Here is a 26741-nt window from a genome sequence, read left to right as displayed (position 1 = left end):
TATGAAAAAATATATTTGCAGTTTAATGGTTTTAGTTTCGGGATTTGCTTTTTCCCAATCTATTCTCAATGCAAAATCTCCAGAAGAGTTTAGACAAATGAGAGCAGAAAACAAAAAAATCGTTGGTGATTCTATTGTTTCTGCAAAAGTAACTCCATTGAAATATGGACATGTTAACGAAAACGATATTGTTAAAGGAATGATGGTTTGGGAAATTATCGACATGAACGATAAAATCAACCAACCTTTTTACAAAAACAATAAAGATGGATTCTTCAAATCGTCTAAGTCCATTTATGATGTACTTCTAGATGCTGCTCTAAGTGGTGAGTTGAAAGAGGTATATGACGACGAAAATTTTACAGTCAAATTAGCTAAAGAAGCAATCCCTAAAAGATTGGAATCTGTAAGATTAGACGAAGCCGCTATCGATATCATGAATTCTGGTCGTCAGTTAACAGAAGACGAAAGAAGACAATATACCGATTACATCAGAACAACGACCGATAAAGTTAGAGTTCTTAAAATTATGGGTATGTGGTTTGTCGATAAAAGAGACGGCATGTTGAAGTATCGTCCATTGGGAATCGCAGCTCTAGGTCCAGATCCAGCTACTGCTGGTCAAGTTGGTCCAGACGGAAGACCAATTGGTGATGCGAATGAACTTATCGATCTTTTCTGGATCTATTATCCAGATGCAAGAGAAGTTCTAGCCAACAACTACATTTACAACAAAGGAAACGCTTCTGCTGACCTTTCTTATGATGATGTAATTAACATGAGAAGATTTTCTTCTGTTATTTATAAATCAACAAGCGGATTGGGTGATGGTGTTGTTAAGGATTATATCCCTAAAAATGCAGACGAACAAATCGAAGAAAGCGACAGAATCAAAGGAACGATTCTTGAGATGGATAACGAAATGTGGAATTACTAAGATTTCTCATATTCATATAAAAAACCTGAGTATTTTTACTCAGGTTTTTTTTTATCCTTAAATTTGCAAAATAAGATAAAAACATCTCATAAAGTATGTTGCTTTTTTATCTTTCTCTGCGTTTAATTAGTAATCATTAATAGTACATTTTTATATGAAAAAAGTAGATTATATTGTCGTTGGTGGTGGCTTTGCTGGGCTATTTTTTGTTCATCAACTCATCAAGAATAACAAATCTTTCATTTTGGTTTCGGACAGAAAACAAAGTGCATCTGAAGTTTCAGGGGGTGTTGTCAATCCCATAGTTCTCAATAAATTTACCAGCTTTTGGTTGGGGAATGAGCAAATGACTTTCTTAAAAACAACGCTTAGTGAAATTCAAAATTATTTAGGTAAAGACTATTTTGAACAAAAGCCTGTTCACCGTATTTTACACGACGACAATGAAAAGCAAACTTGGTTGGAAAAATCGAAGTTAGACGAACTTTCAGATTATCTTAGTCCAGAATTTTTAGATTTCACCTCCGTAATCAATCCCTACGGAATAGGCGAAGTTTTACAATCGGGCCGAATTGCTGTTTCTACCTTTTTTAGTGATTTTTATTCATATTTGGATAAAAACAATTCGTACTTCAATGCTACTTTTGATTTTAATCATTTGAATGTTAATGATAAAACATATCAAAATATCGAATATCAAAATTTGGTTTTTTCCGAAGGTATTCGTGTCTTAAACAATCCGTATTTCTCAAATTTACCCATCATCCCAAGCAAAGGGCATCACCTTTCTGTTAAACTTTCAGAACCCATTACCGAAGGTGGTATTTTGAAAAAGAAACACTTCTTCTTCCCAATGGAAAACGGACTGTATTACGCAGGAGGTACTTTTGATAGAAACTCAACCGATGAGTCCATTATGGATGACTCGGTAAACGCTTTGAAAGAAAGCATTGAAGAGATTTATCCTCATCCTTATTCTGTCGAATTAGTAGAAGTCGGGTTGCGTCCTACACTGACCGATAGAAGACCCACTTTAGGTGAGCACCCTCAGCACAAGAACATGTACATCCTCAACGGAATGGGGACACGAGGTGTGCTCAACGGTTGCTATTTTGCCAACGAATTGTATCAGCACATCGAAAACGGAGCCGAGCTCCATCCCGAAATAGACATCAAAAGATACCAATAGAAAAATCCTGAGAATATTTTCTCAGGATTTTTTTGCAGAAAGGAAGGGATTCGAACCCTCGATACAGTTACCCGTATACTACCTTTCCAGGGTAGCTCCTTCAACCACTCGGACACCTTTCTTTTTTTTGGTGATGCAAAAGTACAAATAATTATTTAATCACCAAAGTTTTCATTCAGTTCTCCTTGTAAATTTTTCGAAAAATTTTCAGCAAAGCTACTGCTGTAGTTTTTGTTCCCCATCAGGTGCATCGCTTTGGTAATCGCACTTTCGGCCGTAAGATCTTTACCACTGATTGCCCCAATTTTTTGGAAAACATTACTGTTCTCGTATTTACCAATGCTAATACCACCAGAAATGCATTGGCTCAACACAATGATTTCTGTATCTCGCTCTCTTATTTCCAACAAAATTCTCTCCGTTTCTGGACTGTTAAAAATGGTTCCCGATCCAAAAACCTGTAAGATAATCACTTTGGTCTTGGGTAGATGGAGCAACGATTCAAAGCTCATCCCTGGAAATATCCTCCAAAATACAATGTCCTTGCACAAATGCAAATCGATGCTGAACTCGGTTGCGTCATTCCTTAAAAGTACCTCTTTTCGTATGTTCAGATGCACACCGGATTCACCCAAAATGGGATAGTTCGGACTTCTGTACGCGTCAAAATACTCCGCAGAATATTTCAATGTTCTGTTTCCACGCAACAATTTATATTCAAAATACACCACCACCTCTTGTATCAGAGCTTCGTTATTTTCATACAAACTCGCATAATAAAGACTGGTCAATAAATTTTCTTTGGCATCGGTTCTCAAATCTCCAATCGGAAGTTGGGAGCCCGTCAATACCACAGGTTTCTTTAGCCCTTTCAGCATAAAACTCAATGCCGAAGCGGTGTAAGACATCGTATCCGTTCCGTGTAAGATCAGGAAGCCGTCAAAATCGTGATAGTTACTTTCTATAACACCTGCAATGATCTTCCATTCCTCAGGACCCACATCCGACGAGTCCAAAGGATGCTCAAAAGCATGCACAGAAACCTCGCATTCCAAAAGATTCATCTCAGAGATTTTATCGAATATATGATTGAAATCAAACGCTCTCAAACTGCCACTATTATGATCTTTTTCCATACCAATCGTCCCACCGGTATAGATCATCAAAACTTTTCTTTTCATGGCCTAAATTTACAATTAATTATAATTTTTTGGGCACCTTTTCCGCCTTCCGTTCCCGCTTTTTTATTTTTTTGATTGATCTACATTCCGCTTCAATCAAAAAAATAAAAAGAGCTCCACTCAAGTCGGGGTGCAGGGTAGAGAGCATAGATTTTTTTTGGGTACAATACACAAAGTTATCTTTAGTTCTTCAAGGATTTATTTCTAAAAAATAAAATTTTAACTTTGCAACATGACAGATTTTAACGAACATTTCGAATACCTAAAAGGCTTTTTAACCCCGGAAAGATTGGAAAAAATTGAACGAAAATCATACGAAAGTTCAGATTTTGTTCTCCCCATCATGGAAGATGTCTATCAATTTCGTAATGCGGCTGCCATCGTTAGAAGTGCAGAAGCATCTGCCTTTCATAAAATTATAGCCTTAGAAAGCAAGAATGTCTTCGATCCCAACTTGGCGGTAACCAAAGGAGCAGATACTTGGGTAGAAGTCGAAAAACGACCTCATCAACTGGAATCCCTCCAAGAAATTAAAAATCAAGGCTATAAAATAGTTGCCGTTTCTCCAGAAAATAATGCGACTTCACTTCCGGACTTCCAAATTCATGAACCTGTAGCTTTGGTATTTGGCACCGAATGGCACGGTGTTACGGACGATTTTTTAGAGTTCTGCGACGAGACTTTGGCCATTCCCATGTACGGATTTACACAAAGTTATAATGTTTCTGTAGCTGCAGCAATTTGCATGTACGATCTAAAACAGAAACTTATAAAATCCGGTGTCGAACACCGATTGAGCGAGGAAAAACGCATGCAACTTAAAATTCGTTGGGCTGTCAACTCCATTCGAAGCGGACATGAAATCTATCAAGATTTTCTGAAAAAAAAGTAATGAAATTCAAACAGGAAAGCTCTATTCAAGCCGGTCCAAGTGTTGGTTTTCATAAAACAAAAATCCTTCAAAAATAAATTTTGAAGGATTTTATTTATCGTTTAAAAAGTTGGAATTATGCCAAAACTTTTTTCACTGCTTCAATAACCGCTGTAGAATCGATTTTGTATTTTTTCATCAATTCAGCAGGTGTTGCACTTTCTCCAAAAGTGTCGTTTACGGCAACAAACTCTTGTCTGGTTGGTCTTTTTCTTGCCAACATTCCTGCAACAGATTCTCCAAGTCCACCAAGATAGTTGTGCTCTTCAGCGGTTACAATTTTTCCTGTTTTTTCAACCGATTTCAGGATGATCTCTTCGTCCAAAGGCTTGATGGTGTGGATGTTGATTACTTCACAAGAAATGCCCTCTTTTTCCAACTCTTCAGCTGCCAATAGGGATTCCCAAACCAAATGTCCTGTTGCAACAATGGTAACATCGCTCCCTTCTTGCAAAAGAATTCCTTTACCAATTTCGAAAGGCATATCTTCCGGAATGAAAACGGGTACCGTCGGTCTTCCGAATCTTAAATATACCGGTCCTTCATAATCAGCAATGGCAATGGTTGCCGCTTTGGTTTGGTTGTAATCACACGGGTTGATAACGACCATTCCAGGTAACATTTTCATCAATCCAATATCTTCCAATGTTTGGTGAGTTGCACCGTCTTCACCAAGGGTTAACCCAGCATGGGAAGCACATATTTTCACATTTTTTCCGGAATACGCTACCGATTGACGGATTTGGTCGTAAACTCTACAGGTAGAAAAATTAGCAAAAGTCCCAGTGAATGGTATTTTCCCGGCTGTTGCCAATCCGGCTGCCATACCAATCATGTTGGCTTCAGCAATACCGGTTTGTATGAAGCGTTCTGGTGCTTTTTCAATGAATTTCTCCATTTTTAGCGATCCAATTAGGTCGGCACAAAGGGCTACAACATTCGGGTTTTTATCAGCCAATTCAGCCAATCCAGCTCCGAAACCGCTTCGTGTATCTTTTTTTTCTGTGTATGTATATTTCATTTTTATCTTTTCTTTTTTTTGATGAATTAATAATCGGCTACTTCGTCCAATTGCAATTGACCAAGAGCATTTTCTAGTTGTTCAGCATTTGGAGCTTTTCCGTGCCAAGCATGGGTCCCCATCATGAAATCGACACCGTTACCCATTTCTGTATGAAGGATGATGGCGATGGGTTTTTCGTTTCCTGATTTTTCTTTTGCGCTATTCAAAACAGAAATTACCGCTTCCATATCGTTGCCGTTTTTCTCTTCCAATACCAACCATCCAAAGGCTTCTAGTTTGGCTCTTAGATCTCCCAATGAAAGGACATCATCTACATCACCATCGATCTGACGGTTGTTGTAGTCAATGGTAGAAATTAAATTGTCCACTTTGTTGTGAGCAGCAAACATTAGGGCTTCCCAAATCTGCCCTTCTTGTAACTCTCCATCACCATGAAGGGTGAAAACGAGATTCTTGTCTCCATCCATTTTTTTTGCTAGAGCAGCACCTATGGCTACAGACATTCCTTGTCCAAGAGAGCCAGAAGCTACACGGATACCCGGTAGTCCCTCGTGAGTGGTTGGGTGACCTTGAAGTCTGGAATCTAATTTTCTGAAAGTGTTTAATTCTTCTACCGGGAAGAAATTATTTCTTGCTAATGTCGAATAAAAAACTGGTGAAATATGACCGTTGGACAAGAAGAAAAGGTCTTCATTTTTACCTTCCATGGTAAAAGGAAGTTTGTAGTCCATAATATTACCATACAAGGCAACAAAATATTCTGCACAACCAAGGCTTCCGCCCGGATGCCCCGAATTAACAGCCGCTACCATTCTTAAAATATCTCTTCTTACTTGTGTAGCAAGAGATTTTAATTCAACAATACTTTTACTCATTTTATTAAGATTTATTTTTTGCAAATTTAAGTTTTTTATACGGCTTTATAAAATCTTATCTCATTTAGTTTGTTATTTGTAACTCTTTGTTAATCAGTATGCGTGTGTGTTTTGTTTTTCATGGAAATGTTAAAATTTTACTTTTTTCAATCATTTGCAATTTGTTTTAAGATTGTGGCATACTTTTTTTATTATCGTTGTCAACAAACTTAAATTGAAATACAATGAAAGCAATATTATTAGCAGCAGCATTGGGCTTGGCAACCTCTTCGGTGGCTCAGTATTACCCAAGTAACAACAATATGCCTCCACCAAACCAATATCCAGAATACAATTCGGGAGGTGGATATTACGGCAACCAATACGGTGGTCAGTATGGCGATCAATACGGTGATTACGATTATTATGATGATAATTTTTATGACTATGCCTACGGTAATTTTCCTAAAGATTATTATTACAATTATCCTACGGATTACTATCCTTCAGGTTATTATCAAGGTTTTTACAACGATTATAGAAGGAGTATTGTTAGCATCAATTGGAATAATTTCTTTATTGAATTTAACTTAAATCCGGTTCAGATCCAACAAATAATGATCGTTAACAACAGGTTTGGAAATTACAACTCTTGGTATTCTTATTATGGAGCCAATCCTAATCGTTGGTACTACGACCGATTCTATATGTTGGAGCGAATTTTAGGGCCTAGAATTTATGTTATATTCCAAGATCGTTATTACAGAAGAATGAACCCAATTGTGTATTTCCAAAATTATAACCGAACATATTATAGCAGACACTACCATTGCGTACCGAAGTATAAGCATGTAAAAGTAAGCAACTATTATGTGGGTAGAGATCGTTTCTTTGTCGATAATCCTAAATACTCGGGTTTTAGAAATGGAAATGGAAATAACAATAGTGGAAGTTTTAAATCTCAAAATTCAAGTTTGAGAAATAACATTTGGGCAATTTCTAACGATAACAAATCAGGATTTAGAGAAAATACAGGTTTCCAAAATAACGCGGGCAATTCGGATAGAGGATTTAGAGATCAATCCAACTCATCCAAAAATCCATCTGGAGGATTTAGAAACGAAGGTTTTTCTTCTCAAAATCAAAACAAACCGGTGAGGGAATCTGGAAATTCCGGTTTTAGAGGTGGCGATAGAGACAATTCTTCAGTACCCAAAATGGAAAGAAGCAACAGTGGTTTTAGAAACGAAGGTAGAATTGAAAAACCGCAACGAATAGAACAGACCAATACTAATTTTGGTAATGGAAATCGTGACTCCGGTTTTAGAGGAAGTAACAGTGGTGGAAGTTTCCGTAGTGAAAGCAGAAACCAATCTCAAGGTTCTGCTTCAGAATCTGGAAAAAGAGGCGGATTTAGATAATTCGTAGAAAATAATACTTTCAAACTTTTCATTTTTTCCATGGTCGTTCAACAAGTGTTGGACGGCCATTTTTTTGAAATCAAAAAGCACCGTGTTTTTCCTGTAAATGTCTGGTTGTTAGTTGTTGTGGTGTTTTTATGAGTACTTTTACAAAGTAATTTGTAAAACCAAAATGCCATGTCCAGAATAAGAAATATTAATCGCTATCATTTCTCTGTAGAATGGGGTGGTGAAGCATCGGAAATCTTTGAAGTTAATGGGTTAAATCTTTCCGTTTGTGTAGAGTTGGTGAGAAATTCAGATTCTAAACTGAATAACGAAATCAAAATGCCGGGACTGACAAAATACTCGGATGTCACGCTCACAAGATACATCACACAAGGGAATAATGAGTTTTTTGAATGGATCAACACCAACCAATTTGGAGAGGTTGAACGCCGAGATATTAAAATTTCTTTGTTGAATCATGAGTTTGTTCCAATTTTATTTTGGATGTTGTACAATGCTTTTCCGTCTCAATACATCGGACCGGTATTGATCGCCAATAACTGTCAGCTGGCTACTGAAAGTTTGGTGATCTCTTATGATACGATGAGAATGGAAATGAATACTTAAAAGCACATCACAATTGAAAACAAAAATCCAACCCATGCATTGCAAAAGGTTGGATTTTTTTAAATAGGCTCTTAACTTATTGAAGTTATTTAGGTTCTTTCAAATTGAAATACTTTACGACAGCTTGATAATCGTTAAAATCAACATTGGCATTTTTTCCCGATGCCGGTACCAAAACAATTCTGAAAGTTTGATTGTTAAGATATGCATTGCTTTCGGTAGTCGTCATCGTACTTTGGTCAAAGTTGGCTTCGGTGAAAATTTCTACATTTTGTGTGTTAAACAAGAAGTTATAATCTAACTCTCTACCTCCGGATAAGTACGAAGTTTTAGGAATGAGTTGCCAAACTTTCCCTCCTGCAGTGTTGGAGTTGATGTTTCTATACACCAAAACCACATCGGTATTCAGAATGGAAATGTTTTGATTGATGGTGTAATTGTTCCCAGCATTTAGCGTTCCGGTGACATCTTTCATTACCGAATAGGTATCGTTGTCTTGCTGTTGGATGTAATCTGTAGTTCTTTCGCAACTTACCAATGTGGTTAGGGAAAGAGCTGTAAAGGCGGAAAGGAAAAGATATTTTTTCATAATAATTGATTTTTTAAATTTAATATTTTACTTATTTCAAATCACATACCAAAAGTTTATGCATGCGAAAATTTTAGACTGAAAAATTAATACTATTTTTGTAAATCATTACAATTTCCTACTAAAAATATGAAAAACAAAATCGTTTTATTTTTTTCAATCTTCATAGCAACACAAAGTTTAAAGTCTCAATTTATCCCTAGAAATATGGGTAAATCTGATGTGGAAAAAGCACATGCCTGGGTCAACAAAACATACAATTCGCTTTCTCAAGATGAAAAATTAGGGCAACTTTTTATAGTTGCTCTCTACACCAATAAAGGCGAAGATTTTATCAATAATGTTAGAAAAATTGTAGAAAATGATAAAATTGGAGGTCTAATTTTGATGCAAGATGATGCTGCTAGAGAAATTAATTTGGTCAATGAGTTCCAGGCCAAATCCAAAGTGCCACTGATGATCGGAATGGATGCCGAATGGGGTGTTTTTCAAAGAATAGCCAAGGCTCATAAATTTCCATGGGCCATCACATTGGGTGCTGTACAAGATAAAAAAGTAATCTACGAAATGGTTCAAAAAATTGCTGAAGATTGCAAAAGAATGGGCATCAATTGGGATTTTGCTCCCGTGGTCGATGTCAATACCAATCCCAACAATCCGATCATCGGGAACAGAAGTTTTGGCTCGGATGTCAATAATGTGGTGGAAAGTGGCTTGGCCTATTCCAACGGATTGCAAGACTCTAAAATATTGGCAGCCATCAAACATTTTCCTGGACATGGCGATACCGATAAGGATTCGCATTTGGATTTGCCTGTGGTATCTCATAATTTGGAACGATTAAACTCAGTCGAAATTGCACCCTTCAAAGCTTTGATGGATAAAGGAATTGGTGGGGTTATGGTCGCCCATCTTTTTGTTCCGGCTCTGGAAAAAAGAAAAGGAATACCGGCGTCGGTTTCTAAAAATATTGTAACCGGTTTGTTGAAAGAAAAGTTAGGTTATAAAGGCTTAATCATTACCGATGCTCTGAACATGGGTGCTGTTGCCAATAAATATAAAGCAGGCGAATTGGATGCCTTGGCTTTTGAGGCGGGTAACGACATCATGCTTTTTTCACAAGATGTTGCCGTGGGGAAAAAACTGATTCAACAAGCGATAGACCAGGGTCGTATTTCCCAAAAAAGAGTGGAAGAGAGCGTGAAGAAAATACTATTGACCAAATATTATCTGGGTTTAGATGCGTATAAACCTGTAGATCCCAACAATGTAAATGAAGATCTGAACAACGATAGTCATAAAAAAATTGTGAGAAATGTCTATTCCCACGCCATTACGGTGCTGAAAGACAGCAAGAAAATGTTACCTCTCACCTGTAAAGAAACCTATTACTTTGTTCCGTTAGAAGAAGCTCCTTACGATGCGTTTTACAATCAAATGATCCTATCATCAAAAATAAATATTAAAAAACCTACTGAAATATCGAGCATTCCTACGGGATCTAAAGTCATCATTGGTTTACACAAAGACAATTCTACGGCATACAAGCCGTATAAAATTTCAGAAAATTCAAAATCCATCATCCAAAAATTAAGCAAAGAAAACCAAGTGCTTCTCAATGTTTTTGGAAGTCCTTATGCCTTGAAGGATGTTTCCATAGACGGAGTTTCGACCGTTGTGGTTTCCTACGAAAACAATGAAGACTCTATGGTTTCCACAGCTCAAGCTTTGATGGGCGAAACAACAATTTCGGGAAGATTGCCCGTCGTTGTCAACGCACAGTTGTTGTACGGTATGGGAATGGATATTCAGAAAAGATAAAATGCATTAATTTTTTAATTCAAAACCTAAATTTTAAAAAATGAAAATAGGAATACTTTGTTATCCAACCTACGGCGGAAGTGGCATTGTTGCGACAGAATTGGGGATGTCCTTGGCCAACAAAGGCTACGAGGTTCATTTTATTTCCAGTAATTTGCCGGCAAGATTGGACATTACCAATCCCAATATATTTTTTCACAAAGTCAATGTTCAGCCTTATCCACTTTTTCAATATCAACCTTTTGATATTGCCTTGTCTTCCATGATTTATCGTGTGGTCAATTTGTATAAACTGGATCTTTTGCATGCCCATTACGCCATTCCGTATGCCTATGCGGCTTTTATGGCGAAACAAATGTTGAAGGAGGAAGGGCAAGATGTCCCTTTGGTAACCACTTTGCACGGTACCGATATTACTTTGGTAGGACAGCACAGAAGTTATAAACACGCGGTAGAATTCTCCATCAATCAATCGAATACGATTACCTCGGTATCCGAAAGTTTGAAAAAAGATACTTTGCAATTTTTCAACATCAAAAAAGAGATCAAGGTCATTACCAATTTTATTGATTTTTCTGAGTTTAAGGATTCCGATGTTTGCCAAAGAAGCCAATTGGCAAATCCCGATGAGAAAATTTTAATACATGTCTCCAACCTCAGACCGGTAAAAAGGATTGAAGATGTATTGCAGATTTTTAAAAATGTAAATGCCAAAATAAAATCAAAACTCATCATCATTGGAGAAGGGCCAGAAATGGAAAAAGTAAACCAGTTTTTGGAAGAAAACCCCAATTTGATAAATAAAATCCGATTGTTAGGAAAGGTCAATGATTTGTATAAAATTCTACAAGCTTCGGATGTGTTTCTTTTGCCTTCAGAACAAGAAAGTTTTGGTTTGGCAGCTCTGGAAGCCATGGCGGCTGGGACTCCTGTGGTGAGCTCCAATGCCGGTGGTATCCCTGAAGTGAACATTCAAGGGGAAACCGGATATCTGGCCGAAGTGGGAAATGTTGAAGCCATGAGCAATTATACCATCCGTTTGTTGAGCGATGATGAATTGATGAAAAAAATGAAAATTAACGCTTTGAATCAAGCGTATAGGTTTGAAATAAAAAATATTCTACCTTTATACGAAGAAATGTATCGTGAGACCTTAGAGCAATTTAAGAAAGAATAATCCTAAAAACTGCATTCCATGACCGAGAAATTATTGCAATATCTGTGGAATTACAAAATTTTTAATCGCATCGATTTTAAAGATACTCTTGGTCGTGACTTAGAAATAATCCAATTCGGGACATGGAATACCAATGCCGGTCCCGATTTTTTATTGGGCAAAATCAAGATTGAAAATATAGATATCGCCGGTAGTATCGAATTGCATTTAAAATCTTCGGATTGGTTGGCGCATCAGCATTCTCAGGACAAAGCCTACGACAATACCATACTGCATGTTGTCTATTTTCACGATGTTGAAATTGATGATTTGGTGAAAAAAAATGTTCCAACTCTGGAACTTAAAAGCTACATCGACCGTGCGATTTTGATGAAGTACGAAACGCTTTCTGAAGTCCATGATTTTATCCCGTGTCAATCGATTTTTGAACCGGAGAAGGTGCCATTTCAGTTTTCAGAAGAAGGAGTTCTACAAAAATTAGATGAAAAATCCATAGCGATAGAACAGCGATTGTCGCGGTTCAAAAATAATTTTGAAGCCGTACTTTTCCACAGCTTGGCTTATGCTTTTGGATTGAAGATCAATGCAGAAATTTTTCAGCAATTGGCGGAAAGTTTAGATTTTACGGTGGTTCAGAAAATTAGACAAAATAGAGAACAACTCGAAGCTTTATTTTACGGAACTGCCGGTTGGTTGGACGATCCCAAGGACCATCAAAGCAAGAGATGGACACAAGAATTTCAGTTTCTGAAATCCAAGTTCAATTTGAATAACAACCTGTTTCAACCGCGATTTTTACGACTGCGGCCTCCTAATTTTCCAACCCTTCGTTTGTCTCAATTGGCGGGTCTGTATCATCAAGAAGTGCATTTGTTTTCAAAAATTATGAATGCCAAAAAGTTAGACGATTTATATGCTGTTTTTTCCAATATTAAAGCTTCAGAATATTGGGACAATCATTTTAATTTTGGGAAAATTTCGACTCAAGTATCAGAAAAATCACTGTCACGAGATTTTATCCATCTGCTTATTGTTAATGCCGTTTTACCCATGATTTATGCCTACAAAAAAAATCAAAATGAAGATGTGGTCGATGATTTGATGAAAATGTATGCAGAAATACCTGCAGAAGACAATCATTTGATCCGAAGGTGGAAAGAGTTGGGACTGAATATGCACTCTGCTTTGGACAGTCAGGCATATCTCTTTCATTATAAAAATTATTGTTTAGAAAAAAAATGTTTAAATTGCAGTATTGCTTTTCAGCTTTTGAAATCCTAATTCAATGACAGAACCAAAATTTATTAATAACATACGGCACAGAGCCGAAAGAGAGTGGTTTGGTGTGCTTACTCGTTTGGGAACAAAAATCGGAATGCCGGTGACCAAACTGCGGGTGTTTTTTATTTATTCCACCTTTGCAACAGCGGGTATTTTTTTTCTTTTATATTTATTTTTAGCATTTTCTTTGTGGATCAAAGATATTTTTATCACCAGAAGGCCTAATGTTTTCGACCTTTAAATTTTAAAATTTTTGTATGCATTTTCAGCAATTAACCCATCTGGATACCGTTTCATTAGAAAAGATATTTGACTCCTACGAGTTGTCTTTTCCGGCAGACGAAAGAAGAAGTGAAGTGCAATTTCAGGCGCTTATAAAAAATCATGATGCAACTATTTTTGCAATTGATGTAGAAGATGAAATGATAGGCTATCTTATAACTTGGTTCTTGGGAAAGGTCGTTTTTATCGAACATTTTGAGGTTTTCGAAGTGTTTAGAAATAAAAAATACGGGGCTAAAATTTTAAGTGAATTTTCAAAAATGCATCCTCATTTGGTGTTGGAGTCGGAGCCTTCTACTCTTAATGAAATGGCTGCAAGAAGAATTGGGTTTTATGAAAGAAATGGATTTCATGTCATCGATGACAAGTACATTCAACCGGCGTATGATCCAGAAAAAAACAATCTTCAACTGTATTTGATGTCCAATTTTACCGTTGATGAAGTTCAGGCTTTGGTGCAAGAGATTCACACAAAAGTATATCAAGTTTAAACAAATGTTTGGCAAGGTGTTTGCAAATAAGAGTAAAATAACCTAAACAAATAACAAATGAAAAAATTAATTTCAAAATTAGGACTGGGTGTGGCACTTTCTGCCGTATTGCTAACTTCATGCTCAACCGTAAAGGTTTCGGACAGTGCAAAACCGGATATGCACACTTCTCAGAATGCGCTTTCTTGGGACGGAATCTACCGTGGATATTTGCCGTGTGCAAGTTGTGAGGGGATAAAAACCACAATCTATCTCATGAGGGACAATACCTATAAATTGGTGTCTGAATATCAAGGTGAAAAGTCAGGATCTTTTGAATCCAAAGGAAGATTTTCTTGGGACAAAACCGGTACGATTATTTCTTTGAACGATGGCGATCAAAAAAATCAGTATAAAGTAGGCGAAAATACCCTAACCATGCTGGATCAAAAGGGAAATGCCATTACGGGTGATTTGGCTAGAAATTATATTTTGACCAAAGGAAATTATTCCATTCTTAATAAAAAATGGAGATTGACTGAGCTGATGGGAAAAAAAATAACTTCTAACGAAACCATGGGGAAGGAGGCTTTTTTGATGTTGGATGACAAAGAAAATCGCTACTCGGCCTCCGTGGGTTGCAACACCATTTCTGCAGGTTTTGAATTGGGTTCCTTCAATCGTTTGCAACTGAAAGATGGGATTTCGACCATGATGGCCTGTCAGAATAACGATTTGGAAATTCAGTTTAAAGATGTCTTAAAAAGAGCCGATTCCTTTCAAGTGGTTGGTGACGAGCTTCAGCTTTTTAAAGGCAGAATGGCTCCTTTGGCAAAATTCAAAATACCGATGCACTAATCGTTTTTATTGATACAAAAAATCCCATTTCGATTGAAAATGGGATTTTTTTTGATTTTTTTAGTCCACTTGATATTCCAATTTTATGGTGATGCTGGCTTCTTTCTCTTTAGAGTTGGTATTGAAGGTGCCGCCGTAAGAATAATCTTCGTTGGAGTTGGGAGCCGTAATCTGTATCACACCCATGGTTGCTTTTTTTAGATTGCCTAAATCGCTTCCTGCGTTGTTGGCAATTTTTTCGGCTCTTTCTTTGGCATCTTTTGTGGCATCGGCAATCATCGCAAGTTTTACATCGGCCAGTTTGGTGTAAAAATAACTGGGTGGTGATGAGGTAAATTCAATTCCTAAATTGATGATTTCAGTGATGTTTCTGGACAGGTTTTCTATTTTAGTAACCTCTTTACTTTCAATAGAAACTTTTTGTGATAGCAAATATCCTGCAAAATTTTGATGACTGTTTCCACTGCTGTCGTTGGAGTAGGTGTACTGTTTCTGGATATCCACCGCAGAAAATACCAAATCTTGTTTTGCGATTCCCTTGGAAATTAAATAGTTTTCAATGATTTTTTTGTCGTTGGCCAATTGGGCATAAGCTTCCTTCAGTTCAAAACTGTTTCTGGAAAAATTTCCGTTCCAAGTTATCAAGTCAGAAGTGAATTTTTTGCTTCCCAAACCGGTTACAGAAATGGTGTTTTCGCCAGTATTTCTGTTTTTAATTGCATATCCTAATAATCCAAGACCTAACGAAAATCCTATCGCTGCAATGCCGGCCGTTAGAAGGGTTGTTTTGTTCATTTTTTTCAGTGTTTTAGTGTTTTAGTGTTTTTGGAAATCAACAAAAGATATGCCGATGTATTATCATTTTGTTATTTTTATTTTTTCATTTTTTTTGTGGAAAAAGGATTCTCTTTTCCGTTTTTATAATAGGGCTGTATTTTGTAGGCTTCCTGCAGAAATCTCGCCCTATCGGTTTCCGTTAAAACTCCGTATTTTAAGATTGTTTTTCTTTCATAACTCTTAAAAATATAAAAAATAAAAGGCATTATTTCCTGATTTTTCAATTTCATTTCTACAGTAAAAAAATCGTTATCAATATTTTTAACCAAAAATTCGTAAAGGTCAACATCTGTCCATTTGTTTTCTATCCAAAGTGTGACGGATGTTCCCGGTCCTACAGGTTGTACAAACTCTCCATGTCGTGGAGCGGTTACGGAGGGCGATGATTTTTTAGCAATGTATTGGCCCATATTCTCATCCAATTTCTTGTTTTTTTTATTTTTATCAAAATGTTTGCTGTCTTTTGAAAGATCTCCAGTGGGTTTATATTTTAGTTTAACCTCCTCAATCTCTGTTGCCGTTTTTATGAGGCGGATCACCAAGTCGCTATTGTTTTCTGTGGTCAATGATACGGTTGTTCTGTCAAAACCTTCTTTGGAAACTCTGATTTTTTCACCTTTTTTTGCGGCGATTATAAATTTTCCAGAACGATCTGTGTTTGTAATTTGATATGAGCTTAGGTTGTAAACAGTGGCTCCTGATATTGCAGTCCCATTTTCGGAAATCACCTGTCCTTGTATATTTTGTTGGGCAAAGAAAAAATGAGAAGATACGCAGAGGCAACCCGTCAATAGGTATTTCATGTTTATTATTTTACCCAAATATATTTTATTTAGGAACAGATTTTTTCTCTTTAACCAAGTTTAACTTTTACATTTTATTTTAAGAATCTTTTATGATTTTTCAATTTTATTTTTGTTAAAATTCACTAAATTGCTCCTCGTATATGCGTTTTCTTTATTCATTGTTTTTTAATGAATAAATTTACAGTGCACCATTCTAAATGTCTTTTGATGAAAAATAAATACACCGTTGTCAATGCCTCAGCAGGCTCAGGAAAGACTTACTATCTCGTACAACAGGTTTTGCTGATCTGCTTGCGACATCCCAATTCCGAAAAAAAAATTGGACAGATCCTAGCGCTAACTTTTACCAACAAAGCTGCCAATGAGATGAAGGAAAGAATTCTTTCTTGGCTCATGAGTTTTGTTCGTACGGATTGTACTGCAAATCCTGAACTCAAAAATATTCAAGAAGTACTCGCCAAAGAAGGAATTAGACTGACTTTGGACGACTTGCAACAACGATCCAAAAAATTGTTGGACTACATCCTTCATCATTATTCCATCCTAAATATCAGTACCATTGATAAGTTTAATACCCGTTTGGTAAGGAGTTTTTCTAATGAATTGGGGCTGGCAAAAAATTTTAATCTCGAAATCAATTCAGATCCGTATCTAAAAGAAGCCATCGATCAACTTTTGGATCATATTGGTGATGACGAATTTTATACGGATCTCTTTTTGGATTATATGAATTATCAGTTTGAAAATACCGGAAGTACCAAGCTGAACGATGAATTGTTTCTGAAAAGCAAAGATTTTTTAGGGGACAAACATTATGAAAACCTTCAAAAAAATAAAAATTTCGACATACATCAATACATAGACAAAACCAAATTGTTGAGAGCCGAAATAAAACGCTTGAAAAAAGATTCTTTAGAAAGAGCAAACTCTGTGTTGGATTTGTTGAAAACCAAAGACCTTTCCATTGAAGATTTTTATGGCGGAGCACGAAACGGTATCGCACTTTTCTTTGATAAAGTTTCCAAATTTTATCGAGGTATTAACGACAAGTTTCCTTTTCCGAAAGATGAAGAATCTGCTGTTTTGAATTTTGAAAAATTATGTTCGACAAAATCCAAATCTCGAGAAGCGGATGTTCGTGAGATTTTGGAATATTTACTGGAATCCAGACGGACGATTATCAACAATGAAATTGCACAACTCAAAAATAAAAGCATACTTTCTGCACTGCTCCCACTCAAGGTAAATAAGGACATACAGGACGAACTGCAGAAAATTGAAGATGAAAACGACTTGGTTTTTCTGTCGAAATTTAATACCCTAATCAAAGAAAATTTACAAAACGAGCCCTCGGCTTTCATTTACGAAAAAATAGGAACCAAATTCCAGTATTTTTTCTTCGATGAGTTTCAAGATACTTCCAAAATGCAGTGGCAAAACTTTGTGCCGCTTCGTGATCATGCGGTTTCTATGGACGATACCGCTTTTACCGTTGTGGGCGATCCCAAGCAAAGCATCTACCGCTTTCGTGGTGGCGACAGCCAATTGATGTTGGACATCATCAATAAAACCGAACAAACACCAGTTTTTGCCGATGTCTTCGTTTTGGAAGACAACTGGCGAAGTGCCAAAAATATTGTTGAATTTAACAATGCTTTGTACGACTTTCTCTCCCGCGATTTGAAGGTAGAACATCAGAAAGTTTTTGGTAAAGATGCCTCGCAAAATCCCAGAAAAACGAATGTTGACGGACGGGTTCGTGTTCATTTGCTCGAAAATGCAAATCGTTCTGTTTTTTTTGAAGAGGTGGCGGATAAAATGCATCAGGACATACAGCAGTGTTTGGACAATGGTTTTTCTTTTTCTGATATCTGTATTTTGTGTCGTGGAAATGATGAAATTTTAGATTTTTCCAAACTTTTGGGACAAAAAAAAGTAAATTATTCAGGACAAGAAGTGTTTATAAAAACCCTTTCGGAAAAAGGCTTGACCCTAAATCTGTCGTTGACTCTAAAAGCGGTTGTCTGTTTTCTGGAATGGAAAGTGAATACCCAAAATAGAAGGTATCTTGCTGAAGCGTTGTACTGGCTGGGACAGTTGGGTCGGATTAATTTTTCCGATTTTTCCGAAGAATTATCTCAATTGTTTACCATTAAAAAAGATTCGCTTTTGGTGGATGCTATTGAAGGGAAATATCAACTTAATTTGGACCACAAGGACATTCCACAACTTAACCTCTACAATTTTGTTGAGTTTTATCTGAAAGAATTTTCTGTGGAAGAAAAAGAAACGGACTTTATCTTGAATTTCCTCGAAATTCTTCATGCCTTTTCGCAAAGTTCTGGTCTTACCCTCAAAGATTTTATTCAATTCTGGAATGACGAAGGTGCAGATTCTTCCATTCAAGCTTCGGATAATATTGATGCCGTACAATTGATGACGGTTCATAAGGCGAAAGGACTGGAGTTTCCTGTGGTGTTTTATCCTTTAAAAAATAAAGCCGAAAAAAGTTTTAACAATTGGTTGGATTTTGATGATCCCGTCCTGTCTTCGGTGTATGTTAAAAAATTCAGTTCAGAAATTGCTCGATACGATCAACAAGCCGAACAATTTAATGAAGAAAACGGTTATGAAGCGATTGTTGATGATCTTTGTGTGCAATATGTTGCCACAACCCGACCGGTAGAGCAGTTGTTTTTGTATCTTGAAAAACACAAAGAGTCTAAGGACGATTCGCCTAAAAAAAACTTGGGAATTATCGATTTTGTTAAGCAATTTAATACAAATAACTTGGACGATTTTGATCTGTATCCCGGAGATTTTTCAAAGAAAATTATTGAAACCAAAGGCGGATTTAATACCCAAAAAATCGATACGGTTTTTCCTAAACATCAATCCATCTCTGAGTTGAAAATAGCAACTCCTTCTAAAAATTATCAGCATAGAAATGAAAAGGTGAGAAGGGGGATTTTCATCCACGATGTACTTTCGAAAATAGAAACACAAAAAGATGTGGAAGTGGTGCTAAATGATTATTTACTCAACGGATTGCTTACAATTTCCGAAGCGAAACTTTTAGAAAAAGAAATTATAGAAATTATTAGTCAGAACGAGGACTTTTTCTCTGATGATTTGGAAGTTTTGAATGAAAGGGAACTTATGATTTCTTCGGACGGTGACAGTCCTATTTTTAGGCCGGATCGCTTGATGAAAACGCCATCGGATGAGTGGATGGTGGTTGATTTTAAAACCGGAGTTGAAAAACCGGAGCACCAAGTACAGATTGATACCTATTGCAATATTTTGACGAAATTAGGAAAAAATATAAAAGCTCAGAAAGTAATCTATATTCCATGAAAAAGCCCCTGAAAAACAGGGGCAAAAATCAAAAGTGATAACAATATGGATATATTAATTATTCCTAAGTTTAAGTTCCAAAGCTACAGCTTTTGGAAAAAGGATGTTGTTTTCTAGGTGGATGTGTTTGTGCAAATCGTTTTCGAAATCTTCCAACATTTGGTAGGTCACTCTGTAAGTATTGCAAGCATCTTCCGGAAATTGGTAATTGTCGCTCAGTTCTGCAATTTTTCTGAATCTTTCGCCTTCCATTTCGTGGTCGTGTTTCATCATGGCAACTGGATTTTCTACAGAACCAAAATGAGGATTGTCCAATTCAATATTGTTTTTCTCGGCGTGCATCATTTTTTTGATGAAAGGGAAAAGGATTAATTCCTCCTTTTTCATGTGTGCCGCTAAGTCTTGGGCAGAGTCTTCGAACAGTTGGTATATTTCGACCAATTCGGGATGTCTTTCTCCGTGTACACGGCTAACTTTGTTGAGGAATTGTAGTAATACAGGAGTTTTTTCAGCAACATAAGAGTGGTGTACTTTTTCTACATAATCGGCCAATAAATCCAATGGCCAAGTATTGAAATCGCCTCCAGCACTGTTTTCGGTATTCAAATTTTCTAGAGCTGCGTACAGTTCTTCTGTGTTAATATTTTGTGACTCACAAGCTTCTTCAATGCTTCTGTTACCTTTACAGCAAAAATCAATGCCAAATTTTTTGAATACAGCTGCTGTTCTAAAATCTTCAGCAACCATTTCTCCGATGGTTTTATTTATCGTTGTCATAATATAGGATAAATTGATGCCGCAAATTTATAGAATAAAAGTTATGCGGACAAATTTATCTTATTTATTAACAAAAAATTATACTTTCAATCGGAAAAGTCCTTGTTCTGATCGTTCGGCTAAATCTTTCAGAGAATATTTTTTCACCATAACCATCAGATTTTCTTTGATGATTTTATAAGTGTCGTGTACAGGACATGGATTGGTATCCGAACATTCCTTCAGACCCAAGCCGCATTGGTACAGTATGGCATCTCCATCAATCACTTTTACGATGTCGTAAATTTTGATTTCTGAGAGTTTTTCTTCAGAAAAAATAAAACCACCTTGTTTGCCTCGGATGGATTCCATGATGCCTTCACGGCAAAGTTGTTGCAGGATTTTTGCAGTAAATGCCTCTGGAGCATCCACAGCTTTGGATACTTCTTTTACATTGACTCTTTTGCCGGCTATGCTGCTTTGGGCAATGTATATGGAAGATTTTATTGCGTATTCACAAGCTTTTGAAAACATAAATCTTATTTAAATAATTTCCAACGAGGGATAATCACCAATAATCCTGCAGTTAGGAAAACAAATAGGAGATGTAGCCCCGCTAAAAGGGTTGTTGATAGATAAAACTCGTATAACAAATGGTGTACCATGACAAATAACGGAAGTAAATATACTCCAATTTTTTTGAAAAAATAAACCAAAATTAATGAAACCAAAATGATAGCATCTACGCCAAATAATACGGAAATAAACCAGGACGGAACTCCGGTCTCATGGTGCTGAGAATACTGAGCCATGTCCGTATTCAGCATAAGGATGTAAAATATAAATGTTATTGCAAGTGCCAAATAAAAAGAAAGACTTCTTTTTTTTACTTCTCCAAAATATTGGTTTTCCATGCTTCAAAAATAGAAAAAAACTTTTGGATAGAAATCCAAAAGTTTCATTGAAAATATCGATTAACGAAGATTAAACAGGAATGGCCTTGATTAATCTGTTTTTGTCTGACAAGAACTCTTCCATAGAGATCATACTTTCCGTGCGCATAACATCTTGGATGTCGTCGATTTGGTAGATGATTCTCTTAGCATCGTCTGTGTTTTTTGCTTTTACCTTACAGAAAATGTTGTATTTACCAGAGATTACGGAAGCTTCGATAACATTTGGTATCTCTGCTAGTTCTTTCAATACATCTTGTGTTCTGTTGGATTTTGTTAGTAAAATCCCGATGAAAGCAGTAAAATGGTAGTCCAGTTTACTGTAATCTATAATGAGTGAAGACCCCAAAATAATTCCTGCATCCTCCATTTTCTTTACTCTCACATGGATCGTACCGGCAGATACATCCATTTGCTTTGCAATTTCTGTGAAAGGCATTCTTGTGTTTTCTACTAAAAAATCAAGAATTTTCTTATCAATTTCATCTAGTTGGTAATTCATTTTGCTATATTATAAATTTGTTAATAACATTTTAATTATTCTGCAAATTTACAACAATATCTTAAAATTGAAAAAAATACATAAATATTAACAAAAATTTATAATTTTTAACATACTTAGTCGATTATAATTATTTAATACTGTCTTTTTTGATGGAATCATTTACGATAATATGAGTTTTGTCATTGTTTTTCTCTGATTTTTTTGCTTTACTTTTTCGTTTAAACAATGTTTGAAAACTTTTGGTCCAAACCGCACCCACTCCATAAGTTTGGTTGGCCATTCCGTTGGTTACCCCTTGTGTACCGATCATACCAATATTGGATGGTTTAGAGTATCCACGGATGATGAAGCTGCCGTCGTTCATTTTAGAGGCATCGTATTCTAAGGTTCCCTCGGCGGACAAATAATTTACAGCTGCACTTGCTGTACCTTTGGTGAGCGGGATACCCATCCCGGTCTTAATGGTTATTCTTGGAGATACGCTGAAGTTGACACCGGCATTGGCTCGGTCTCCCATTTGCGAGGCTTGATCTCCTTTTACATAATTCAAGTCAATTTGTACTTGGTTGCTGATGGTGTTTAGAACCGATCCCAATTGTTTGAATAATAGGTTGTATCCCGAACTTTCGGCAAAACTTCCCATATTGCCAATGTCAAATGCCGTGTTTTGGACATTAAAATTGCTGAGTACCAATATGGATCCGAACTGAATTACCTTTTCGTCTTGTTGGTTTATTTTCGCCGCTAATGCTTCTTTAACTTGAGTGGAGACATCCAATGCGGAAATACCAAATCCCAATTCGGGTTTGTTAAGGGTACCGGTAATTTTGGTTTCCAACAACATATTGATTGGAGGTATAGAAGTCATCCCAAGGTAGGCACCGGCGTTGGTGACCATTCTTGGATAATTGGCTTTTATGTCCAATTCGGGGGTCATGGCTTCTCCGTCCCAACGGATGTTACTTCCTTTTACAATTTGGAAAGTACGGTTCAGGATTTCTTTGGAAATAAAAGTTCCGTTGTCTACCACATAGGTACCGTTCATTTCTACAACGCCTTGTCTGCTCATCTGGAATCGTAAACTGTTGGAGTGACCGTGTACGGAAATATCTCCCATGCCGTCGCCAACCAAAACATTTACTGTGGTACCTTTGTCAACACTTAGATTGAAATCGATGTCCATATTGGCACCTGATTTTTTCTTCATTTCTTCAGAAATAATTCCGGTTTGATCGGTTTTTAAGAACCTCAATAATTTGAATTCTTCTACGGATCCCGCAGAGGAGGAGTTGAAGGTGAAGGTACTGTTGTTCAGGGCTTTCATGTCGGGTGTGGAAATGTTTAACGCAGAAACGGGACCATCGACAAAGAGCGTGCCTTGTCCATAAACCATTCCCCAGAATAAATCGAAATCTTTTTGGGTCGTGTTTAACATGAGTAGATTGTCGGCTCTCATTACCAAGTTGACGCCCATTGAAGAAAGTGTTTGGAATTGTATGGCTCCTGAAATGGTTCCACTTGAGTTTTTTCTGCCGTCCTTTATGCCAATGTCATTCAGAATGGCCAATCCTTTGGAAAGGTTTATGACACAGTCGTCCATATTGTAATCTACCCCTGTAAAGTCCAATTTCAGTCCGAACTTTTTCAAGGCAATGTCTCCACTGTAGTCAATGTCGTTCAGAGGCCCTGTGATTTTCAATTCTCCGTTGGCTTTACCTCTCAGATTGCTAAAAATTCCTTTCACAAATTCATTGGCAAATCCCAATTCAAAGTCTTTGAGCTGAGCCGAAAGGTTTAGTATTGCTTTTTTTCCGGTATTGTCAATAGTACCGCTGATATCCAAAGGGTTTTCGCCCAAGAGTTGAGCTCTTTTTATTACGGTAGATACTTTATAGATGTTTGGGTGTTCGGAATTTTCTATAATAACTTCGGCATTACCCATTTCTTTACCGTTCATTTTTAGGTTACTGAAGTCGATATCGATCAGTGGTTTTATGGTGTTTTTGTCCATTTTTATATGGAGATTACCGTTTGCTAACCCTTCTGCATCAATGGGCTTTTCGCCACCAATCATTTGAAGTATTTTGGAAATTTCTAAATTTTGTACCACCGCATCGGCTTCATATTCTTTTCCGGATTTAAAGTTAAATCGATTCAGCACAATCTCGCTATCGTCAGAAAATATTTTTAGGTTTCTAATGTCAATTTCCCCGGTTGCTTTTTTATAGGTGATGGTATGCTCCAAATCGTGATTGGTGTCGATGTTCCATTTAACATTTTTATAATCAATCTGTGTGGGTTCAAAACGAAAAACAAAATCACCGTTGGAGTTGATGGTTTGGTCGAAAGCAATTTGATATTCCTTGCCTTCCACATCGTTGTTGTCAACTTTAAAGTTGGTGGTCACATGCAGGTTTCTATCGTCCTCGTTTTCTCCGTGTATTTCTATGTTTTTAAATTTATTTTCACCGTACTCCAAATGTTCAAGTTTAGCAACGATTTGATTTTCTGGTTTTGAAGTATCTATGGTAATCGCAAGCTGATCTGCCACAATACTGTCTTTTACCACTTTGGGTTTTGGGTGATAATTGGGGTTTTGTTTGGCAAGTTCCAGCTCAGCATCGGTGATGTCCTCGGTTTTGGTCATCATGTATTTTAAAGATTCGGCTTGCGCATTCAGCTTAAGGTTATTGCTATTTCCATCGTACTTCGCAACGATGTGTGCTCCTTTTTTTAGTTTTAATTCAGGTGCAAAATAGTTGATGATGTTTTGTTGAATTGTGAAATTGGCATCAAAATATTGGTTTCTGTATAATTTTTTTGGATGCGGTCCCACCAAAATTTTATTCAGTCCATTTTGTAGCATGCCACCAAGGTCGGAAAGGTTGTACTGACCTCGTAGTTCTCCTTGCAAAACGGATGGTGCGTTAACAGCGATTATTTTATTGCTGGTTTCGTTATAAATTTTTATTTGCGAAGCTGGAATCAGGATTTTTTCTTTTCCGTTAAATACCGACAAATGATCGATATCCGTTTCCAAATGCATATCGTTCATGTTGGTAAATAGGATCTTTCCTTTTAACTTGCCGCTTACTATTTGTGGAGTGCTGGTATTGGTGAAATAATTAAGTTGCAAATGTTGGATGTTGCTCTCAATATCTGCTTTCAATTTCGGCGTGCTAAAGTCGATTAAACCCTCTACGGTAAGCTTTGCAGCTTGATCGTTAATGTCTATTTTCCCGAAATATTTTTTGTGATCCAAACGACCATCAAGATTGATATTGTGGATGGTTTTACCGGCAATTTCAATTTTTTCTACCTGAGATTGGGTGTTCAGGACCATGGTGTTCACATCAAAACTTCTACCGTCCACTTTAAATTTTCCAGAAAGCAATCCGACTTGTTTGCTTTTTGTAATTACTGAAGTGTTCAGGTCTTTTACTTCGGCATAACCGCGATATTTAGGCATGTTGGTGCTGTAATCGCTAAGGTAGAACTGAGAGATTGTGGCTTGTCCAATTCCGGTAATTGCTTGTCCTTTTTCTACAAAAATTTCATGAGGCTGCACTTTGATCGAGCCGTTGTATTTCATTCTACCAAAATTATCCGCAAAGTTTTTAAGTTTTTTGGAAATAAAGGTAGGCATGGCCGATTTCAAATCTTGATAAGTGAAGTCGGTCGAGATGCCTTCACTTTGGATGGTGAATTTTTCAGGATTTGTGATCTTGTTTAGGCTCAATTTTTTTGTATTGAAGCTAAATAATGAATTGCCCAAAACAAAATTTTTCAGCACCATGCTGTTCAGAGGTCCTGCAAGTTGTCCCGAAATTTTTACCGGCTTATGGTTGTCCCAATTGGTGACAAAATAGCTCAGATCGTAACCGCTCAGTTGACTTCCTTGTACGAAGTCGAGCTCCATTTTTACTTTGTTGTTAAAGTCTGCCCAAGAACCGTTGTTTATGTTGAATTTGATACCGCCCTGCAACAAAGAATGCGGAGTGTTGAAGGTAAGGTCTTTAATCTCTAAAGCCTTTTTCGAATAGAAAAAATCGCCAGAAAATGTTTCTACATAATGGTTTTTATTCCAACGATTGGTCGTGAATCTCAGATTGTTGATCTGTGCATGGACATCGGCTCCTTTTACTTTTAGTTCAGGAATTGTTAAACTAAGATTTTTGGCATCCAACCATTTTCCGGCATCTCCAGGACTGTTTTGGTTTACGATGGAAACTGTAGAATTGGTGACCATAATTCTGGACTTCAATTCAAACGGTGGTCTTTTCGGATCCCTGGGTTTGCCGTCATCAAACAATTCTACAAACCGTACGAAATTGGATATGCTGTCGCCTTTGTAGGTGATGACCTTCATGTCCAAATGATCCAATGCAATCGATTGAAAACGAATGTTTCTGGAGTTGAAAATCAATGAAAACCAGTTGGAGTCGGCATATACTTTTTCAATTTTTATAAAAGGAAAATTTCTATTGTCTTTGGCTTGTACACGATGGATGGTAACATCTCCAAAATAGTTGATTTCGACATCCTGAAAAGAAATTTGAGATTTCAAATCTTTATTCAACATCGCAATTACCTTTTGAGCTGCGTAATTTTTGGTTGCCGGCAAACTGATGATCACAAAAATTAGGACGAAAATAGACAGTACGGTCCAAAAAAGAATTTGCAGTAATCGTGCCCACCATTTTACACTAACAACATCTTTTCCGGCTTGTTTTGCCACGGCTTCTGCGGTTTCTAAAGGATGGTGGATGGCATCATTCGTAAAGTCCTCAGCTTCTTTTAGCCCTTCGGATATTTTTTCTTTCCCCAAAGACACAGCGGATTTCTTTGGATTGGATTTATTATTTTGGTTGTCGTTATTATTCTCTAAATTTGCCAT

At 36.8% G+C, this 26741-nt stretch carries 23 protein-coding genes and 1 tRNA gene; 12 read left to right on the top strand and 12 right to left on the bottom strand.

Annotated features, from left to right (window positions below; genetic code table 11):
* Position 1: 1 nt before the first annotated feature.
* Both gldN and H9Q20_RS04070 read left to right on the top strand, forming a co-directional pair.
* A complete protein-coding gene (gene gldN / locus H9Q20_RS04075; RefSeq protein ID WP_124642405.1) occupies positions 2-937 on the top strand; it encodes a gliding motility protein GldN in 936 nt (311 codons plus the stop codon).
* A 154-nt stretch (positions 938-1091) separates the two neighbouring features.
* Positions 1092-2126, top strand: coding sequence for an NAD(P)/FAD-dependent oxidoreductase (locus tag H9Q20_RS04070; protein WP_124642407.1), 1035 nt, complete (start codon positions 1092-1094; stop codon positions 2124-2126).
* 35 nt (positions 2127-2161) lie between these two features.
* Here H9Q20_RS04070 and H9Q20_RS04065 read toward each other — a convergent pair.
* Positions 2162-2248, bottom strand: a tRNA-Ser gene (locus H9Q20_RS04065).
* 33 nt (positions 2249-2281) lie between these two features.
* Positions 2282-3307, bottom strand: coding sequence for an asparaginase (locus tag H9Q20_RS04060; protein ID WP_187478351.1), 1026 nt, complete (start codon positions 3305-3307; stop codon positions 2282-2284).
* A 232-nt stretch (positions 3308-3539) separates the two neighbouring features.
* On the opposite strand from H9Q20_RS04060, the gene H9Q20_RS04055 reads away from it, so the two are divergent.
* On the top strand, positions 3540-4199 hold the full coding sequence (locus H9Q20_RS04055; RefSeq protein ID WP_124641615.1) for a TrmH family RNA methyltransferase: 660 nt from the start codon (positions 3540-3542) through the stop codon (positions 4197-4199).
* A gap of 115 nt (positions 4200-4314) precedes the next feature.
* On the opposite strand, the gene H9Q20_RS04050 is transcribed toward H9Q20_RS04055, so the two are convergent.
* A complete protein-coding gene (locus H9Q20_RS04050; RefSeq protein WP_124641614.1) occupies positions 4315-5259 on the bottom strand; it encodes a transketolase family protein in 945 nt (314 codons plus the stop codon).
* A gap of 26 nt (positions 5260-5285) precedes the next feature.
* Positions 5286-6137: a transketolase gene (locus tag H9Q20_RS04045; RefSeq protein WP_124641612.1), complete on the bottom strand. Its 852-nt coding sequence runs from the start codon at positions 6135-6137 to the stop codon at positions 5286-5288.
* Between the two features lie 224 nt (positions 6138-6361).
* Here H9Q20_RS04045 and H9Q20_RS04040 point away from each other — a divergent pair, with 224 nt between their 5' ends.
* Together H9Q20_RS04040 and H9Q20_RS04035 are read left to right on the top strand one after the other, a co-directional pair.
* Positions 6362-7537, top strand: coding sequence for a hypothetical protein (locus tag H9Q20_RS04040; RefSeq protein WP_187478350.1), 1176 nt, complete (start codon positions 6362-6364; stop codon positions 7535-7537).
* 177 nt (positions 7538-7714) lie between these two features.
* The gene (locus H9Q20_RS04035; protein WP_124641610.1) at positions 7715-8152 is read left to right on the top strand and encodes a phage tail protein; all 438 of its coding nucleotides are present in this window, start codon (positions 7715-7717) and stop codon (positions 8150-8152) included.
* Between the two features lie 85 nt (positions 8153-8237).
* Here H9Q20_RS04035 and H9Q20_RS04030 read toward each other — a convergent pair whose 3' ends face one another.
* Positions 8238-8741 carry a hypothetical protein gene (locus H9Q20_RS04030; RefSeq protein WP_124641608.1) on the bottom strand — a complete coding sequence of 168 codons (504 nt, stop codon included), beginning with the start codon at positions 8739-8741 and terminating at the stop codon, positions 8238-8240.
* 129 nt (positions 8742-8870) lie between these two features.
* Here H9Q20_RS04030 and H9Q20_RS04025 point away from each other — a divergent pair, with 129 nt between their 5' ends.
* The 6 genes from H9Q20_RS04025 to H9Q20_RS04000 are packed head-to-tail and all read left to right on the top strand — an operon-like array spanning position 8871 to position 14630.
* Entirely contained in the window at positions 8871-10562 is a 1692-nt protein-coding gene (locus H9Q20_RS04025) for a glycoside hydrolase family 3 protein (RefSeq protein ID WP_187478349.1), read from the top strand.
* A gap of 40 nt (positions 10563-10602) precedes the next feature.
* Entirely contained in the window at positions 10603-11739 is a 1137-nt protein-coding gene (gene bshA, locus H9Q20_RS04020; protein ID WP_187478348.1) for an N-acetyl-alpha-D-glucosaminyl L-malate synthase BshA, read from the top strand.
* 18 nt (positions 11740-11757) lie between these two features.
* Positions 11758-13020 (top strand): DUF2851 family protein, encoded by a 1263-nt coding sequence (locus tag H9Q20_RS04015; RefSeq protein ID WP_187478347.1) that lies wholly within the window; start codon positions 11758-11760, stop codon positions 13018-13020.
* A 4-nt stretch (positions 13021-13024) separates the two neighbouring features.
* Positions 13025-13261: a PspC domain-containing protein gene (locus H9Q20_RS04010; protein ID WP_124641601.1), complete on the top strand. Its 237-nt coding sequence runs from the start codon at positions 13025-13027 to the stop codon at positions 13259-13261.
* 16 nt (positions 13262-13277) lie between these two features.
* Entirely contained in the window at positions 13278-13793 is a 516-nt protein-coding gene (locus tag H9Q20_RS04005) for a GNAT family N-acetyltransferase (protein WP_124641599.1), read from the top strand.
* A 57-nt stretch (positions 13794-13850) separates the two neighbouring features.
* The gene (locus tag H9Q20_RS04000; protein ID WP_124641597.1) at positions 13851-14630 is read left to right on the top strand and encodes a copper resistance protein NlpE N-terminal domain-containing protein; all 780 of its coding nucleotides are present in this window, start codon (positions 13851-13853) and stop codon (positions 14628-14630) included.
* A 60-nt stretch (positions 14631-14690) separates the two neighbouring features.
* On the opposite strand, the gene H9Q20_RS03995 is transcribed toward H9Q20_RS04000, so the two are convergent.
* Positions 14691-15425 (bottom strand): SIMPL domain-containing protein, encoded by a 735-nt coding sequence (locus tag H9Q20_RS03995; RefSeq protein ID WP_124641595.1) that lies wholly within the window; start codon positions 15423-15425, stop codon positions 14691-14693.
* 77 nt (positions 15426-15502) lie between these two features.
* A complete protein-coding gene (locus H9Q20_RS03990; RefSeq protein WP_124641593.1) occupies positions 15503-16270 on the bottom strand; it encodes a carboxypeptidase-like regulatory domain-containing protein in 768 nt (255 codons plus the stop codon).
* Between the two features lie 210 nt (positions 16271-16480).
* Between H9Q20_RS03990 and H9Q20_RS03985 the strand changes: the two genes are divergently transcribed.
* Positions 16481-19630, top strand: a complete 3150-nt coding sequence (locus tag H9Q20_RS03985; RefSeq protein ID WP_187478346.1) for a UvrD-helicase domain-containing protein — start codon at positions 16481-16483, stop codon at positions 19628-19630.
* Positions 19631-19684: 54 nt separating this feature from the next.
* Here H9Q20_RS03985 and ric read toward each other — a convergent pair whose 3' ends face one another.
* From ric to H9Q20_RS03960, 5 genes are all read right to left on the bottom strand, one after another.
* Complete coding sequence (gene ric / locus H9Q20_RS03980; protein WP_187478345.1) at positions 19685-20407, bottom strand: iron-sulfur cluster repair di-iron protein; 723 nt, start codon at positions 20405-20407, stop codon at positions 19685-19687.
* Positions 20408-20485: 78 nt separating this feature from the next.
* The gene (locus H9Q20_RS03975; RefSeq protein WP_124641587.1) at positions 20486-20920 is read right to left on the bottom strand and encodes an RrF2 family transcriptional regulator; all 435 of its coding nucleotides are present in this window, start codon (positions 20918-20920) and stop codon (positions 20486-20488) included.
* 5 nt (positions 20921-20925) lie between these two features.
* Positions 20926-21300, bottom strand: a complete 375-nt coding sequence (locus H9Q20_RS03970; RefSeq protein ID WP_124641586.1) for a hypothetical protein — start codon at positions 21298-21300, stop codon at positions 20926-20928.
* A gap of 70 nt (positions 21301-21370) precedes the next feature.
* Positions 21371-21841, bottom strand: a complete 471-nt coding sequence (locus tag H9Q20_RS03965) for an Lrp/AsnC family transcriptional regulator (RefSeq protein WP_124641584.1) — start codon at positions 21839-21841, stop codon at positions 21371-21373.
* A 130-nt stretch (positions 21842-21971) separates the two neighbouring features.
* Positions 21972-26741 (bottom strand): translocation/assembly module TamB domain-containing protein, encoded by a 4770-nt coding sequence (locus H9Q20_RS03960; protein WP_187478344.1) that lies wholly within the window; start codon positions 26739-26741, stop codon positions 21972-21974.

It is taken from the genome of Amniculibacterium sp. G2-70, assembly GCF_014353055.1.
GTDB lineage: Bacteria > Bacteroidota > Bacteroidia > Flavobacteriales > Weeksellaceae > Amniculibacterium > Amniculibacterium aquaticum.
This window is presented reverse-complemented; position numbering and strand designations above follow the sequence as displayed.